The organism is Plantibacter sp. T3, assembly GCF_902506515.1.
In the GTDB taxonomy this organism is placed as follows: domain Bacteria; phylum Actinomycetota; class Actinomycetes; order Actinomycetales; family Microbacteriaceae; genus Plantibacter; species Plantibacter auratus.
Window position 1 is genome coordinate 1,097,141 of sequence record NZ_LR733286.1, and the last position, 15,391, is coordinate 1,112,531.

15 protein-coding genes are annotated in these 15,391 nt (G+C 69.1%); 4 read left to right on the plus strand and 11 right to left on the minus strand.

Going from position 1 to position 15,391, the window contains the following annotated elements:
* Positions 1-22: 22 nt before the first annotated feature.
* Complete coding sequence (locus GV015_RS05340) at positions 23-2,344, plus strand: carbon starvation CstA family protein (protein WP_137242608.1); 2,322 nt, start codon at positions 23-25, stop codon at positions 2,342-2,344.
* Positions 2,344-2,535: a YbdD/YjiX family protein gene (locus GV015_RS05345; protein ID WP_159877116.1), complete on the plus strand. Its 192-nt coding sequence runs from the start codon at positions 2,344-2,346 to the stop codon at positions 2,533-2,535. Before GV015_RS05340 ends, GV015_RS05345 begins: the two co-directional genes overlap by 1 nt.
* A gap of 28 nt (positions 2,536-2,563) precedes the next feature.
* Here the strand turns inward: GV015_RS05345 and GV015_RS05350 are convergent, their stop codons facing one another.
* Positions 2,564-2,860 carry a hypothetical protein gene (locus tag GV015_RS05350; protein ID WP_079704698.1) on the minus strand — a complete coding sequence of 99 codons (297 nt, stop codon included), beginning with the start codon at positions 2,858-2,860 and terminating at the stop codon, positions 2,564-2,566.
* 389 nt (positions 2,861-3,249) lie between these two features.
* On the opposite strand from GV015_RS05350, the gene GV015_RS05355 reads away from it, so the two are divergent.
* Positions 3,250-4,521, plus strand: a complete 1,272-nt coding sequence (locus tag GV015_RS05355) for an HNH endonuclease signature motif containing protein (protein WP_159877118.1) — start codon at positions 3,250-3,252, stop codon at positions 4,519-4,521.
* Positions 4,522-4,769: 248 nt separating this feature from the next.
* Here GV015_RS05355 and GV015_RS05360 read toward each other — a convergent pair whose 3' ends face one another.
* Positions 4,770-6,086 (minus strand): tetratricopeptide repeat protein, encoded by a 1,317-nt coding sequence (locus tag GV015_RS05360; protein ID WP_159877120.1) that lies wholly within the window; start codon positions 6,084-6,086, stop codon positions 4,770-4,772.
* Entirely contained in the window at positions 6,083-7,270 is a 1,188-nt protein-coding gene (locus tag GV015_RS05365) for a 26S protease regulatory subunit (RefSeq protein ID WP_159877122.1), read from the minus strand. Before GV015_RS05365 ends, GV015_RS05360 begins: the two co-directional genes overlap by 4 nt.
* Before the next feature lie 193 nt (positions 7,271-7,463).
* On the opposite strand from GV015_RS05365, the gene soxR reads away from it, so the two are divergent.
* On the plus strand, positions 7,464-7,907 hold the full coding sequence (gene soxR, locus GV015_RS05370; protein ID WP_255377972.1) for a redox-sensitive transcriptional activator SoxR: 444 nt from the start codon (positions 7,464-7,466) through the stop codon (positions 7,905-7,907).
* Between the two features lie 20 nt (positions 7,908-7,927).
* Here soxR and GV015_RS05375 read toward each other — a convergent pair whose 3' ends face one another.
* The 8 genes from GV015_RS05375 to GV015_RS05410 all read right to left on the minus strand — a co-directional run bounded on the left by GV015_RS05375 (position 7,928) and on the right by GV015_RS05410 (position 15,241).
* Positions 7,928-8,317, minus strand: coding sequence for an MmcQ/YjbR family DNA-binding protein (locus GV015_RS05375; protein ID WP_079704704.1), 390 nt, complete (start codon positions 8,315-8,317; stop codon positions 7,928-7,930).
* Positions 8,318-8,340: 23 nt separating this feature from the next.
* Entirely contained in the window at positions 8,341-8,877 is a 537-nt protein-coding gene (locus tag GV015_RS05380; protein WP_201299359.1) for a hypothetical protein, read from the minus strand.
* Positions 8,878-8,957: 80 nt separating this feature from the next.
* Positions 8,958-9,743 carry an MBL fold metallo-hydrolase gene (locus tag GV015_RS05385; RefSeq protein ID WP_159877124.1) on the minus strand — a complete coding sequence of 262 codons (786 nt, stop codon included), beginning with the start codon at positions 9,741-9,743 and terminating at the stop codon, positions 8,958-8,960.
* Between the two features lie 59 nt (positions 9,744-9,802).
* Positions 9,803-10,453, minus strand: a complete 651-nt coding sequence (locus GV015_RS05390; RefSeq protein WP_064295974.1) for a TetR/AcrR family transcriptional regulator — start codon at positions 10,451-10,453, stop codon at positions 9,803-9,805.
* Positions 10,454-10,582: 129 nt separating this feature from the next.
* On the minus strand, positions 10,583-11,272 hold the full coding sequence (locus GV015_RS05395; protein ID WP_159877126.1) for an SOS response-associated peptidase: 690 nt from the start codon (positions 11,270-11,272) through the stop codon (positions 10,583-10,585).
* Positions 11,273-11,310: 38 nt separating this feature from the next.
* Positions 11,311-12,294, minus strand: coding sequence for a TerC family protein (locus tag GV015_RS05400; RefSeq protein ID WP_124768366.1), 984 nt, complete (start codon positions 12,292-12,294; stop codon positions 11,311-11,313).
* A 333-nt stretch (positions 12,295-12,627) separates the two neighbouring features.
* Entirely contained in the window at positions 12,628-13,665 is a 1,038-nt protein-coding gene (locus GV015_RS05405) for a LacI family DNA-binding transcriptional regulator (RefSeq protein ID WP_159877128.1), read from the minus strand.
* Positions 13,658-15,241, minus strand: a complete 1,584-nt coding sequence (locus GV015_RS05410; protein WP_159877130.1) for a sugar ABC transporter ATP-binding protein — start codon at positions 15,239-15,241, stop codon at positions 13,658-13,660. The genes GV015_RS05405 and GV015_RS05410 overlap by 8 nt, the downstream gene beginning before the upstream one ends.
* Positions 15,242-15,391: the final 150 nt, after the last annotated feature.

Below are 15,391 nucleotides of genomic sequence, written 5' to 3' on the forward strand. Positions count from 1 at the left end.
CACCGTTGAGGGAGGAATCGTCATGGGCAACGACGCCGGACGACAGGACCGAGCACGCGCAGGATCGAAGCGGGACGGAGCGCTGCAGCCCGCGGGTGGCGGGGAGGCGGAACCCGTCCTGGTCCAGGATCCGGAGCTGCCGCCCACGGCGGTCGACGAAGCCGACCTCGCCCCGAGATGGACCCCGGCGAAGGTGATCCTGTGGGTCGCCATCGCCTTGCTCGGCGGTCTCGCCTGGACGATGCTCGCCCTCGTCCGGGGTGAGACGGTCAACGCGATCTGGTTCGTCTTCGCGGCGGTCTGCACCTACCTCATCGCCTACCGCTTCTACTCGAAGCTCATCGAACGCAAGCTGCTGCGCCCCGACGACCGACGAGCCACCCCGGCCGAGTACCTCGCCAACGGCAAGGACTTCGTCCCCACCGACCGCCGGGTGCTGTACGGCCACCACTTCGCGGCGATCGCCGGAGCCGGTCCACTCGTCGGCCCGGTGCTCGCGGCACAGATGGGCTACCTGCCCGGCACCATCTGGATCATCATCGGCGTGATCCTGGCGGGTGCCGTGCAGGACTACCTCGTCCTCTTCTTCTCGATGCGCCGCGGCGGCCGCTCCCTCGGCCAGATGGCGCGCGACGAACTCGGCGTGATCGGCGGCACTGCGGCGATCATCGCGACGCTCGCGATCATGGTCATCATCGTCGCGATCCTCGCCCTCGTGGTCGTCAACGCGCTCGGCGAGAGCCCGTGGGGTGTCTTCAGCGTCTCCATGACGATCCCGATCGCACTCTTCATGGGCGTGTACCTGCGCTTCATCCGGCCGGGCAAGATCACCGAGATCTCGATCATCGGCTTCGTCCTCCTGATGTTCGCGATCGTCGCCGGCGGCTGGGTCGCCGAGACCGAGTGGGGCGCCGCGGCGTTCACCCTCGACCGTACGGTCATCGCCGTCGGGATCATCGTCTACGGCTTCGTCGCCGCGATCCTGCCGGTGTGGCTGCTCCTCGCACCACGCGACTACCTCTCCACGTTCATGAAGATCGGCACGATCGTCATGCTCGCGGGCGCGATCGTCCTCGTCCGCCCGGAGATCACGGTGCCGGCGTTCAGCGAGTTCGCCGGTGGCGACGCCGGCCCGGTCGTGAGCGGCTCGCTCTTCCCGTTCCTCTTCGTCACGATCGCGTGCGGCGCCCTCTCCGGTTTCCACGCACTCATCGCCTCGGGCACCACGCCGAAACTGATCGAGAAGGAGCGCCAGACCCGCTTCATCGGATACGGCGGCATGCTCATGGAGTCGTTCGTCGCGATCATGGCCCTCGTCGCGGCACTGTCGATCGACCGCGGCATCTACTTCGCGATGAACTCCTCCGCAGCGGCCACTGGCGGCACCGTCGAGGGCGCGGTCGCCTTCGTGAACTCGCTCGGCCTCGCCGGGGTGAACCTCACGCCCGACGTGCTCACGCAGACGGCGGCGAACGTGGGGGAGGAGTCGATCGTCTCCCGCACCGGCGGTGCGCCGACGCTCGCCCTCGGCCTCGCGCACATCATGCAGCAACTCATCGGCGGCACGTCGCTCATGTCGTTCTGGTACCACTTCGCGATCATGTTCGAGGCGCTGTTCATCCTCACCGCGGTCGACGCCGGGACGCGCGTGGCACGCTTCATGCTGCAGGACACCTTCGGCAACATCATCCCGAAGTTCCGCGACCCGGACTGGCGGGTCGGAGCGTGGATCTGCACCGCGGTCATGGTGGCGGCGTGGGGAGCGATCCTCATCATGGGCGTCACCGATCCACTCGGCGGCATCAACACCCTCTTCCCGCTGTTCGGCATCGCGAACCAGCTACTCGCCGCCATCGCGCTCGCCGTGTGCATGGCGATCGTGGCGAAACGCGGGAACTTCCGCTGGCTGTGGATCGTCGCCGTCCCGCTGGCGTTCACCGCCGTGGTGACGATCACCGCGTCGATGTTCAAGATCTTCTCGCCGGTTCCGGCCGTCGGCTACTGGGCGCAGAACGCGGCGTTCCGTGAGGCGCTCGCGGCGGGCGAGGACAGCTTCGGAAATGCACCGACGCGGGCGGCGATGGAGGCGGTCGTGCGGAACACCACCGTGCAGGGGGTGCTCTCGATCCTGTTCGTGACCCTCGCGATCATCGTCATCTTCTTCGCGATCCTCCACACCGTGCGGTCGTTCCGCTCGGGTGGCGGGCCGAGTTCGGAGGATCCGGCGCTGCCGTCGCGACGGTACGCGCCGTCGGGGCTCATCGCCACGAAGGCGGAGAAGGTGCTCGAGCGCGAGTGGTCGACCGTGGACGCCGACAAGCGACCCGCGCGGTCGGGGCACTGATGGCCGGCTTGCGGCGGGGCTGGGCCGCGCTGCGATGGTTCGTCACCTCGCTCATGGGTGACACCGCCTACGCAACGTTCGTGGACCATCAGCGTCGCGTCCATCCCGACGCACCGGTCCCCGACGAGCGCACGTTCTGGCGGGAGCGCTTCGCGGAGCAGGATCGGACGCCCGGCTCGCGCTGCTGCTGAACGCGCGGGGCGCTCGTTCCGTCGCGTCCTACTGGTCCACCGCGTGGACGGAGAGGACGACCTGCTCCTCCGGCACGAGCGCCTCGAGAGCCTTGCGAGCGCTCGGGTAGTCGCGGCCCTCTGCCTCGATGGTGCGGGTTGCCGTCGGTCGGAAGACCGCGGTGCCGACGAGGTCGCCGTTCACCCGGCCGCCGCCGTGCAGCCCGGCGAGGGCGTGACCGGGCGGGGTGGAGGCGAGGACGGCGGCACGCAGAGCGGCGACATCGGGTGCGGAGGCTTCGGTGGTGATGGTCGCGCGGTCGCGGACGGTGGCGATGAGCTTCACCCGTCCAGCCTACGGAACGTCGTGAATCCGCCGCACCCCCGCCGATCCCCGAGCAACGTCTCCCGGTCCCTGAGCTTGTCGAAGGGCCCACGAGGGACCTCCTGCTCCGGTGATCTTCTCCCGGTCCCTGAGCTTGTCGAAGGGCCCACGAGGGACCTCCTGCTCCGGTGATCTTCTCCCGGTCCCTGAGCCTGTCGAAGGGCCCACGAGCAACTTCCCGTTCCGGTGGTCTTCTCCCGGTCCCTGAGCCTGTCGAAGGGCACACGACGGATCTCCTGCTCCGGTGATCTTCTCCCGGTCCCTGAGCTTGTCGAAGGGCCCACGAGCAGCTTTCACAACCGCTTCGACTCGGCATCTGGAATGTCAGTGGTCCATGGTGGACTGGTTCCATGACCGAGAGCACCTCCGCCGCAGTCCGCGCGGGCGACGAGTACGCCGCGCAGCTCGCGGAGTTCTCGGACGAGTGGGCGGAGCTCCACCGGCAGCAGGCCACGTTGGACGCACGGAAGGCGCGCCTCCTCGCCCGCTCCGCCGCCTACGCCGACGCGCTCGCGGACGCGACGGTCCCAGCGATCTTCCCGCCGGCCGAGCGTCAGGCACTCTCCCGCCGCTCCACCTGCGCGGCCCTCGCGATGGCGATCCACACGACCGAACAGTCGGTTCAGCGCGCGACGAACGACGCCGAGGCGCTCGTCAATCACGCCCCATCCGTCCTCGCATCGCTCGAGGCGGGTCGTATCTCGGCTCGGCATGCGAAGACGATCACCGACCACCTCCGCGACGTCCCCACCGAAGGTCGCGCGGTGTTCCTGGCGAAGGTGCTCCCGGTTGCCGAGCAGACCACCGACGCAGAACTCCGGCGGCGCGCCCGCGTCCTGCGCGAACGGCTCCACCCGGAATCGATCACCGCACGCGCCAAGCGTTCCGAGGCCGAACGCCGGGTCGAGTTCGAACCGGCCGCCGACGGCATGGCCTGGGTGCACCTCTTCACCACCGCGCCGATCGCGCAGGGCATCGTCGAGCGCGTCGAAGCAGCGGCGGCGGAGTCACGCAAGGCCGGTGACACCCGCACCTGCGCACAACTGCAGGCGGACGCCCTGGCAGCACTCGCGCTCACCGGCGTGACCCCGGAAGACGTCATGTCGAGTCCAGTCCTTCCCCACCCGATCGAGGTCCAAGAGCACATCAAGCCGACCGTCCAGATCACCGTCCCGGCCCTCACCATGGCCGGCGTCTCTGATGCGCCGGGCATGCTCGACGGGTACGGACCCATCGACCCGGAGACCGCCACACGCATCGCGGTGAACGCACCCAGCTTCACCCGGATCCTCGTCCAACCCGAGACCGGCGCGATCCTCTCCGTGGGGCGGAACCAGTACCGGGTCCCGGCTGATCTCCAGCGGGCGGTGCGTTTGCGAGACGGCACCTGTCGCGCACCGGGCTGCGGGCGACGAGCCAGAGCCTGCGACCTCGATCACTCGGTCGCGTGGGAAGACGGCGGGACGACGGATGTCGGGAACCTTGCCTGTCTCTGTCGACATCATCACCGGATGAAGCACCTTCCCGGATGGAACCTCGACCACGGGCCCGGCGGGGTACTCGAGTGGACGACACCTGATGGGAAGCGCCACCGGACCGAACCAGACCCCGCGCCGTTCTGACCTGCCTCGGCGTACTCGGATCGAAGGGTTCCTCGTGGGCACTTCGACAAGCTCAGTGACCGGAAGAGGTTTACCGTGAACGTTTCGGTCCCTGAGCCTGTCGAAGGGTTCCTCGTGGGCACTTCGACAAGCTCAGTGACCGCGAAAGGTGTCCCCGGAACGACGAGGCTCATGGGCACCGGCCTCCGACACCCACGACGAAGCGCGAAGCGTCCCGTCGTCTGGTCCTGGCCTGCGGCCGACCTGGCTCAGGTTCGCTGGACGGAGGGCCCGCCAGATTCGTCCGAGGGGGTCGATCCACTCGGAGAGTGTCCCGGGCGCGGGTCGTCGCCGCCGAAGGCGACGACGCGGTCCCACAACCAGTCGGTGAGGCTCGCGGCCACCTCTTCGTCGTCACGTCCGGCGGCACGACGAACGAGCCGTCCGCCGGAACCCTCGATGAGGTAGGCGCCCGCATCGTCGGTGAAAAGCTGCGTGTAGTAGTCGCGCTCGGCATCCCACTGCGGCCACGCTTCCGGGTCCCGTTCGATCGCCTCGTCCATCTCGCCGATCTCGGCGCCGCTCATGAGACGGAACGGGCTGCCGTCGCCCCAGCGCCCGCCGGTACCGGGGAGCTGCCCGTTGTGCCAGGCGAGCACCTTGTCGTCACCGCCGCTCGCGCCCGCGGCGTCGAGGTCGAGCGACGGGCGCAGCGAGGCCGCCAGCTCCTCCGGGAGCAGTGGGTCCAGAGCGGCCAATGCGTCGGCGAGCCCGGCCTCGAAGAGCTTGTCGCGCAGGATCCGCCAGGCGATCTCGCCCATGCCGGCCCGGCGCAGGTCGTCCATCGTCCCGACGCCACGCTCGATGGGATCGAGGAACGCCCGCGCGACGGTCATCCCGCCCTGGGCGACCTCGTCCATCGGGTCCTCACGCAGGACCCGGGCGAGGAGTTCCAGGGCCTCCTGCGGACGGTAATCGTAGAGATAGGCGAAGGCCAGTGCCGTCGAGAGCGTCGTCTCGCTCGGATCCGCCTCGATCGCCTGCTGCGCGGCGACGAGGAATCGACCGGGTGGGGTGCCCGTCGACAGGAAGTGCACGGCTCGGAGTCCGAGCGCGCCGGCGTGGGCCTCCGGGGCGGTCCGGCCGGCGAGCTCGACCGCGTCGTCCATGAGTGACCACCCGCGCTGGGGATCGGCTGCCATCGCGACGGCGGCCGCGTGGTCCATGTGGTCGAACCAGTCCGCCTCCGGGTCCTCGCGGAGGACGAGTTCACCGAGTCGCATGGCCTCCGCGAAGTCGCCCTCGGACCCTTCGAGATCGCGCAGGCGACGCAGTGCACCGAGGAACTGTCGGTCGCGTCGGCCGAGCAACTCCCGGAGGAGGCGTCTGGCCTCATCGACGTCGCCGCAGGCCTGCCGGTGCATGGAGAGCAGGATGATCATCCCGGTGAACTGCGGCGCCCGGGCGAGGACGCTCATCGCCAGCTCGGGGATCCGCGGGTGTTCGGGCTGGAAGTCGTAGAGCTCCCAGGCGAGGTCGCGGTCGTGTTCGATGGCCTCGCGTTCGACGCCGACGGGGTCGCTCATCGGAGCCCGTGCTGCACGCGGTACGCCCGGAGCTGGGCGAAGGTGCCGTCGTCGACACCGTATTCGAGCACCGGTGCGACCTGGTCGAACCATGATGCCGTCGAGGGGATGAGCCCGGCGGCGGCATCGAGCAAGGCCTGCGTCGTGACCGGCACGATCGCCCCCGCCTGCATCGACGCCGTGAGCGACTGCTGCAGTGCGACCCGCGACACCTGCGCGATGTCGGCCCCGGAGAAGCCCTCGGTCGCTGCGGCCACGGCGATGACGTCGACACCGTCGGCCGGCTTGCCTGCGAGGTCACCTTGCAGGATCGCAGCGCGCGCGACCGCGTCCGGCGGCAGGACGAGGACCGTCTTGTCGATGCGGCCTGGGCGCCGCAACGCCGGATCGATGTCCCACGGGCGGTTGGTCGCGGCGAGGAAGTAGACGCCGTCGTTCTCGTCCGCCACTCCGTCGAGCTCCTCGAGCAGCTGCGTCACGATCGTACGCATCGACTGCGATCCGCCCCCGGACGTGCGGCGGCCACCGAGAGCGTCGAACTCGTCGAAGAAGATGACGCATGGAGCGGCGGCCCGAGCATCGTGGAAGACACTCTGGATCGCCTTCTCGCTGTCACCCAGCCACTTGCTCAGCAGGTCGGCGAGGGTGACGTGGATGAAGGACGCCCCGAGGTCACCGGCGATCGCCTTGGCGATGAACGTCTTGCCGCAGCCGGGCGGACCGTACATGAGCAGTGAACCGCCGGGCTTCTGCCCGAACGCTGCGGCGAGCTCCGGGTTGCGGAGTGGCGCGAGGAACGTCGAGTCGAGGTGCTGCTTCACGTCGGCGAGTCCCGCCACGTCCGCGAGCGTGACGGCTGGTCGTTCCGCGTCCCAGAGGCTGGGCTGGTCGATCGGCATGGTGGCGGTTTCGGCTGCCGACGGGGCGGGGATCGCCGAGCGCTCGGGCTCGATCGAGGTGTCGGTCGCTGTTCCCCGGAGTCGCGCCGCCATCACGCGGGCGCGCAGCAGCCGGACCCGCGCCGGGTCGCCCCCGAGTCGCTCGAAGGTCGTCACCTCCTGCGCCGCGCGGTCGACGTCGTGCTGCAGCAGCAGGGTGACGAAGTCCTCGCGGAGCGCGGCGTTCTGCGGATCCTGCGCGACCTCCGCCGCGATCACCTCGAGGAAGTCCTCGTCCTGCGTCATGTCGTCCCCCCGGTCGATGTGCGATTCCGACCATCCTGCCAGCGGCACACTGATCGGCGACAGGTGTCCGCCGGCATTGAGCGGGCGGAGGGGGAGCGCACCCCATCCGCCCTGACCCGCTCGTGTACCGTCGAGACGAGCGTCGGACCTGAAGGCGGCTTGAGGTCGATGCGAGGAACGAGGGTGGGACACCGTGCACAGTCCGGACGAGTTGCTCAGTGTCGGCGAGATGAGTCGTCGCACCGGCGTCGCGGTGTCGGCGCTGCACTACTACGAGCGGCTCGGCCTCATCGGTTCCGAGCGGACCGCCGGCAACCAGCGGCGATACCCCCGGCACATGCTGCGTCGCGTCGCGCTCATCTCGGTCGCGAAGCGCCTCGGTATCCCGCTCGAGGACGTGGCGGAGGCGTTCGCCGACGTGCCGCTCTCCAGCACCCCGAGTCACGAGGACTGGCAGCGTGCCTCCCGCCGCTGGCAGAAGGTCCTCGAACAGCGCCGTCGCGGGATCGAACAACTCGAACGCGAGCTCACCGGCTGCATCGGCTGCGGTTGCCTCTCGATGAAGGCGTGCACGCTCCTCAACCCCGACGACGAGCTCGGCGACACCGGCACCGGCGCGAGGCGCATCCCGGTCTGAGTGCACTGTCTGCCCGGTGTTCAGCCGTCGCGGCGTTGTCCGAACGTCGCGGGATCGACCGGCCGCAGCCGTTTCGGCAGTCCCTCGACGACGAGCAGGTACGACTCCGTGACGAGGTCGTCGACGAACGCCGGTTCGAGCTCGCCATCCGGCTTGAGCGAGATCCAGTGCCGCTTGTTCATGTGATAGCCGGGGATGATGTCGGGGAAGGCCTCGCGCAGACTGTGGCTGTCCTCGGGTCTCGCCTTGAGGGTGACGATGGGTTCGCCCGTCGCCCCCGTCTGCAGCATGAAGACCTTGCCGCGGACCTTGTAGACGTCCCACTCCTCGCCGAACGGGTGCGTCAGCTCCGCACCGGGGAGTTCGTCGGCGCGGCGTGCCGCCCGGTCCTGCAGCTCCGAGCCGTGCATCGTGGTCCTCCTCGGAGTCGGCGTCAGCCCTGGCTGTCCGTGGGTTTGAGCCCCGCCAGGTTCTGCAGCGGGCACCAGGTGCCGAGGCGCGGGTAGTCGATGGTCACGCCGACGACCCCGTGCTCGCCGAAGGACCGGACCCAGTCGATCGCCGCAGGCATCGGGACCGCGAGCAGCGACACCGTGGCGTCCGGCGGGACCAGCCCGTTCGCGTACGCGGCCTCCTGCGCTCGCGTCCCGCTGCTGTAGATGCCGATCAGGTTCCCGGGTTGCGCTGCGAGCGCGTACGGCCGCGGGTTGTCCTCCGGACCACGGTTGATGAAGACCCACCGGTCGAGTGCGGCGACCGCCCGCCAGAGCCGGATCTGAGCGTCGATGTCGTCCGGCGCCGCCCGGCAGGCCTCGTTCAGTGCGTCGAGCTCGGCCAGCACCTCGGGAGCGGGCTCGAGGGTGCGGCCCTGGTTCGGCTGCTCCGGGGCGTCGATCTGCTCATCGACCGGGCTGTCATCGACCGGGCTGTCGTCGTTCGGGCTGCCGTCGCGGCGGAACGGGTTCTTCATGGTCACTTCCTCGTGTCTCGGGATCCGGGTTCGGGGACGTGGCCAACGCTATCGCAGGGGTCCGACGGGGAGCCGGAGGTTCAGAATGCACTCCCGAAGGCGAGGGCTTCGGCCGCTGCCTGCGCCGGCGAGCCGAAGAACGCCGGGCCGTGTCCCGGCAGCACGACGGAGGCCGGGAGTCCGGCCAGCGTGGTCAACGACTGGCGGGCGCGCTGGAGATCGCCGTGGAACATCTCGGGGAGCAACTGCGGGCCGCCGTGCGGGCTGGTGGGGTGGGCGGTGACGAGTGCGTCGCCCGCGACGAGGACGCCGTGCTCGACGAGGAGGAATCCGAGGTGCCCCCGCGTGTGGCCGGGGAGGGGGAGCGGGCGGACCGCGACACCGAGGGTCGCCCGGAGCTCCGGCACGTCCTCGATGGCGGTGACCGACGTCGGCGGTACGACCTCGAGTCCGCCGGCCTCGACGGCGTGGCTGACCCAGGCGGCGACCCCGGGACGTTCCAGATGTGGCTGCACGTCGGCGAGTCCGACCTGCTCGAGCACCTCCCGGCGGACGTTGGGGATCTCGTCGCGGGACGCGAGGATGTCACACTCCGCCAACCCGGCGATGAACGTCGCGTTGCCGATGTGGTCGCTGTGTCCGTGAGTGAGGAGGATCGCCTGCACGTCCTCGACCGCGTAGCCGAGCGCGCCGAGGGTCGCGGTGACGGCCGCGCCGTCGCCGGGGTAGCCGGTGTCGATGAGGACCGGCCCGAGGTCGCCCTCGACGATGATCCAGTTGACGGACGGACCCTGCACGAGGTGTACCCGATCCGCGACCGTGGTGCTGCGGGTGGTGCCGTTCGGCACGGCGTCGATCTGGGACATGGGAGTCCTTCCGATTGCGGAGACGGGGTTCGGGGGAGGGGTCGGTGCTCGGGAGAGGGTCAGTGTTCGGCCGGTCCGGCGACGAGCTCATGAGCGGCCGCTGCGGCGGTCGTCGTGGCTGCAGCGCCGGCGGGATCGACGGTCGCGAGGATCGGCCGGATCAGGGTGATCAGTCGCTCGCTGAGCTCAGCCGCATCGTCGTCGCCGACCGTCGTGGTGACGAGTCCGAAGCAGGCGTCGAGCAGGACGTCTGCGACGCCGTCGAGGTCCGGGAGGTCGAGATCGTGCGCTGCGGCCTCCATGCGGAGGTTCGTGCGGGTGTACGCCCGCCAGTCGAACACCGTGTAGACCGGGTCGTCCATCCGTGGCAGTTCGTGCAGGAGCCGGATGGCGCCCATCGCGATGGGGGACCGCTGCGCTTCCTGCGCGGAGGCGAGGATCATCGTCACCCAGCGGAGCGCGCCGTAGGGCACCCCGATCCGTGCGTCCGCCGCCTGCCATCGTTCGTCCTGCTCCGCGATCACCGCGTGCGCGAGGCTCCGCTTCGAGGGGAACAGGTGGTACCCGATGACCGATTTCGGCTTGCCCATGACGGACGCGATGCCGGAGAACGACGTCCCGGCGTACCCGTTCCGGCCGAACTCGAGCCCGGCGGCGTCGATGATCTCGTCGCGGACCTGGTTCATCGCGTACTGGCGCAGACCGCTCACGAGCGCTCCTTCGAGGTGGAGGGCCCGGGGCTCGGGCCGCTAGACGATCGTCTGAGTCAGACGTTCGTCTAGCTTAGACGAGCGTCTGTGAGGAAGCTGGGGGATGCGACGACCACCCCCACCGACCACTCAGGCCGGGAGCGGTTCGATGAGGTGCGGGCCCGTGTTGCGGACGTTGTTCACGTCGCGCGTGACCTCGTAGTGGGTCAGGTCGTGGGCGACCGCGAAGGACTCCCGGTCGAGCAGCTGCAACAGCTGGTCGGTGTCGAGGTGGTCGCCGAGCCAGTCGTCGTAGCCGTCGGGGGTGAGGCAGGCCGGCATGCGGTCGTGGACCTCGCCCGGCGAGACGTGCGCGTCCCGCGTGATGATCGCCATCGACAGACGCCACTTGTCCGGGTCGCCCTCGGGCTTGCCCGGGTCGGGCCAGGCGCTGATGATGCCTGCCATCGCGAGCTCGGCCTCGGGGTCGTGGATGAAATGCGGCTGTTTGCCGGTCTCGGTGACGACCCACTCGTAGTAACCGGTCGCCGGCACGATGCACCGTGCTGACGTGAAGGCCTTGCGGAACATGGAGGCGGTCGCGACTGTCTCCATACGCGCGTTGATGGGTTGTGGCCGTTGCTTGGCGAAGTCCTTGGCCCAGCCGGGGACGAAGCCCCAACGGGCGCTGGTCGCGGTCCGTTCCTCGTGCCGGGTGCGGACCACCGTCACCTCGGTGGTGGGCGCGACGTTGTAGTCGGGCGCAGGCGCCTCGAACTCGGCCACGAGGTCCGCGAGGAGGGTGGACGTGGAATCGGTGACGACGAAGCGACCGCACATGCGCTCAGCATAGGAGCGCATGTGCGGTCGGTCGACCCCTACCGCTCGAGGCCCGCCCGCGCGTCACGGCGGGTCTTCGCGAGCGAGGCGACCGTCGCCACGGTGATGGTCGCGGCGATGAAGAGCAGCGAGAACCAGATCGGGATGTCGGGGATCCAGTCGATGTGCTGACCGCCGTTGATGAACGGCAGCTCGTTCACGTGGAGGGCGTGGAACACGAGCTTCACACCGATGAAGGCGAGGATGACCGCGAGACCCTGGGCGAGGTAGACGAGACGTTCCAGCAGGCCGCCGATCAGGAAGAACAGCTGGCGGAGGCCCATCAGGGCGAAGGCGTTCGCGGTGAACACGATGTACGCCTGCTCGGTGAGGCCGTAGATCGCGGGGATCGAGTCGACCGCGAACACGAGGTCGACGAACCCGATCGCGACGATCGTCAGCAGCATCGGCGTGAAGAAGCGCTTGCCGTCGATCCTCACCGAGAGTCGGTCACCGTGATAGGTGTCGGTGATCGGGAGGATGCGGCGGGCGAATCCCACGACCTTGCCGTTGGCCGGGTCGCTCTCGTGGCTGCCGAACGCCTGGCGGTACGCGAGGAACAGCAGCAGCGCGCCCATCAGGTAGAAGATCCAGGAGTAGTTCTCGATGAGTGCGGCGCCGACGGCGATGAACGCGCCGCGCATGATGAGCGCGATGATGATGCCGATCATCAGCACCTTCTGCTGGTACGCCTTCGGGACGGCGAACCCGGCCATGACGATGAGGAAGACGAACAGGTTGTCGATCGACAGCGCCTTCTCGGTCAGGTACCCGGCGAAGTACTCGCCGCCGTACGTCCAGCCGGAGACGAGGCCGATGCCGACGCCGAACAGCAGGGCGAGGCTGACGTAGAAGATCGACCAGCGTGCCGACTCGGCGATCGTCGGTTCGTGGGGCTTCCGCACGTGCGCGAAGAACTCGTAGACGAAGAAGAGGATCGTGACACCGATGGTGATGATCCAGATCAGCGGGGTGACGGCCATGGTGGCTCCAGGGGCTCGAGGACGGGACTCCGACGCGATGGTCGGAACACGGTCTTCTCCACTCTCGATGAGAGCCGACACCCCGGGACCCGATGGCGGATCCGTACTGACGAGCATGTCGCGAAGGAGTACTCCCCCTGCTCCGACAAGTGTAGGTCAGGGGGTGGACGGGGCACCTGGGAATTCGCCCTTCGACAGGCTCAGGGACCGGGTGAGGGGCGGCTCAGGGACCGGGTGAGGGGCGGCTCAGTGACCGGTGTGGGGCAGGGGCCGGGTGAGGCTCAGGGACCGGGTGAGGCTCAGGGACCGGAGGCGCTCAGGGACCGGAGGTGCTCAGGGGACGTCGACCCGGCGCCTCGCCAAGCGCTCGGCGTTCGCCATCGCCGTGGAGTCACGCAGGATCAGCTCCGGTACCGAGGGTGGCACCGCTCCCGGGGGTTCCCCGTTGACGTGGTCGAGCAGGGTCGCGAGCAGCGTCCGGCCGACCTGTTCGAAGTCCTGCCGCACGGTGGTGAGCGGCGGTGAGAGGTGCTCCGCCTCGGGGATGTCGTCGAACCCCACGACGCTGAAGTCGAGCGGGACCCGGAGTCCGCGCTCGGTGAGGGAGTGCATGAGCCCGAGGGCCATCTGGTCGTTGGCGGCGAACACCGCGGTGACCTCGTCGTCCAGCTGACGGCCGAGAGCGTATCCGGAGGTCGGCGTCCAGTCGCCGGTCCCGACGACCTGCGCGACGAGACCCGCGGTGGCGAGTTCGTCTCGCCAGCCGCGCTCACGCTCGCGGGCGTCGATCGCGTCCGGTGGTCCGGCGAGGTGCCCGATGCGCCGGTGGCCGAGCCCGATGAGGTGGGCGGTCGCGGCGCGCGCGCCGACGTACTGGTCGACGCCGACGGTGACCATACCTGCACGTGGCGTGGCGTGCAGGGCCACGAGCGGCACACTGAGTTCCATCGCCGCCACGATGTCGGTGACCCCCTCGCGTGCGCTGATGACGGCGATGCCCTCGACGTTCTGGCGCAGGAACCCCTCGACCGCTGCACGCGCGGAACCCGGGTCGCTGTCCACCATGTTCGCGGTGAAGACCGACCAGCGTGCGTCGCGGGCCGCGGCGTTGAAGTGCAGGACCGAGGACGACGGCCCGAACTCGGTACCGCCGGTGGCGATGAGGCCGATGGTCCGGGATCGCTTCGTGACGAGCGTCCGGGCGGCGGGGGAGGGGACGTAGCGCAGCTGCTTGATCGCTTCGTCGACCCGCGCCTTCGTCGCCGGGCGCACGTTCGGGAGGTCGTTGAGCACCCGTGACACGGTCTGGTGCGAGACCCCCGCGAGCCGCGCGACGTCGAAGATCGTCGCATGACGGGACGGCTCAGCCACGCGGTCCCCTCTCGTCGTCGGCGGTCGTGATCGGTTCCGGCGGGGCCTCGTCCGGCCCCTCCGAGATCGCGGCCAGCAGCTTCGAGACGGTGAGGTCGTAGTTCGGGAGGTCGGCGACCTTCCGTCGGTCGCGCAGCACGGCGATCCGGTGGCTGATGCGCAGGACCTCCTCGAGTTCGGCTGAGATGAACACGACCGACAGACCGTTCTCGGCGAGCCGGGTCACGAGCTTCTGGATCTCGGCCTTGGCGCCGATGTCGATGCCTCGGGTCGGTTCATCGAGCACGAGCAGCCGAGGAGCGAGCGCGAGCCACCTCGCCAAGAGTACCTTCTGTTGATTCCCGCCTGAGAGCTCCTTCATGAGGGCATCGGGATTCGCCGGTTTGATGCCCATCGCCTGGATGTAGCTCTCGGCCAGTTCGTTCTGCCGACGCAGCGGGATCCGTCTGAACCACCCGAGGTCCGCCTGGAGGGCCAGCGCGATGTTGTCGCGCAGGCTGAGGTCGCCGATGATCCCCTCGGTGCGACGGTTCTCCGACGCGTAGACGATCCGTTGCTTGAGGGCGCGACGCGGGGATCCGAGGCGGGTGGCCCTCCCGGCCACCTCCACCGAGCCGGTGTCGGCCCGGTCGACGCCGGTCAGGAGTCTGGCGAGCTCCGTCCGTCCTGAGCCGAGCAGGCCGGCGATGCCGACGATCTCGCCCTCGTAGACCTTCAGGTCGATCGGTTCGATCGCACCCTGGCGCCCGAGCCCGATCGCCGCGACGAACGGGTCCTCACCGTCCAGGGCGTCGCCCTCGTCGGAGGTGTCGAGCCCGCGTCGGATCTCGTCGAAGGTCGCGAGCTCCTTGCCGATCATCTTGTGGACGAGGTCGATCCGGAGCAGTTCGTGCGGGAGGTATTCGCCGACGAGACGCCCCTCCCGCAGCACGGTGAGTCGGTCGGAGATCTCGTAGACCTGGTCGAGGAAGTGCGAGATGAAGAGGATCGCGACGCCCTCGGCCTTGAGGATCGAGATGACCCGGAAGAGTTCGGTGACCTCGTCGTTGTCGAGGCTCGAGGTCGGTTCGTCGAGGACGAGCACCTTGGTGCGCACGGCGATCGCCCGGACGATCGCGACGAGCTGCTGGATCGCCGGCGGGTGGGCGGAGAGCTGCGAGGCCGGGTCGATGTCGAGTCCGACGACGGCGAGCAGTTCGCAGGCGCGCTCGCGCATGCGCCTCCCCGAGATCCCTCCCCAGGCATGGCGTGGTTCGCGGCCGAGGAGGATGTTCTCGGCGACGGTCAGGTTGGGGAGGAGGTTGACCTCCTGGTAGACGGTGCTGATCCCGTGCGCCTGGGCGTCGGCGACGCTCGAGAACGACACCTCTCGTCCCTCGAGGAGGATGCTTCCGCTGTCGATCCGATGGACCCCGGTGAGCGACTTGATCAGGGTCGACTTCCCCGCTCCGTTCTCGCCCATGAGGGAGTGGACCTCACCGGGGAACAACCGGAGGTCGACGTCGTCGAGCGCTTTGACGCCGGGGAAGCTCACGGAGACACCGCGCAACTGCACGAGTGGCGTGGGCGAGGTCATCTGCAACTCTCCATCGAGGTGGTCGCGGCCGGGGTGTCCGCTGATCACCTGACTCTAGCGCGCGCGGCGGCGCCGCCGGGAGGCCGCTCCAGGAGAATTGTGAGGGCTAACATTGCCTGTTGACAACCACTTCGAGCCGTGGCTAATGTT

What these genes read in the sequence shown, in the direction of transcription:
- GV015_RS05340 (WP_137242608.1), top strand. Translation starts at nt 23, where the DNA reads ATGGGCAACGACGCCGGACGACAGGACCGAGCACGCGCAGGATCGAAG.
- GV015_RS05345 (WP_159877116.1), top strand. Translation starts at nt 2,344, where the DNA reads ATGGCCGGCTTGCGGCGGGGCTGGGCCGCGCTGCGATGGTTCGTCACC.
- GV015_RS05355 (WP_159877118.1), top strand. Translation starts at nt 3,250, where the DNA reads ATGACCGAGAGCACCTCCGCCGCAGTCCGCGCGGGCGACGAGTACGCC.
- GV015_RS05360 (WP_159877120.1), bottom strand. Translation starts at nt 6,086, where the DNA reads ATGAGCGACCCCGTCGGCGTCGAACGCGAGGCCATCGAACACGACCGC.
- GV015_RS05365 (WP_159877122.1), bottom strand. Translation starts at nt 7,270, where the DNA reads ATGACGCAGGACGAGGACTTCCTCGAGGTGATCGCGGCGGAGGTCGCG.
- GV015_RS05375 (WP_079704704.1), bottom strand. Translation starts at nt 8,317, where the DNA reads ATGCACGGCTCGGAGCTGCAGGACCGGGCGGCACGCCGCGCCGACGAA.
- GV015_RS05380 (WP_201299359.1), bottom strand. Translation starts at nt 8,877, where the DNA reads ATGAAGAACCCGTTCCGCCGCGACGGCAGCCCGAACGACGACAGCCCG.
- GV015_RS05385 (WP_159877124.1), bottom strand. Translation starts at nt 9,743, where the DNA reads ATGTCCCAGATCGACGCCGTGCCGAACGGCACCACCCGCAGCACCACG.
- GV015_RS05395 (WP_159877126.1), bottom strand. Translation starts at nt 11,272, where the DNA reads ATGTGCGGTCGCTTCGTCGTCACCGATTCCACGTCCACCCTCCTCGCG.
- GV015_RS05400 (WP_124768366.1), bottom strand. Translation starts at nt 12,294, where the DNA reads ATGGCCGTCACCCCGCTGATCTGGATCATCACCATCGGTGTCACGATC.
- GV015_RS05410 (WP_159877130.1), bottom strand. Translation starts at nt 15,241, where the DNA reads ATGACCTCGCCCACGCCACTCGTGCAGTTGCGCGGTGTCTCCGTGAGC.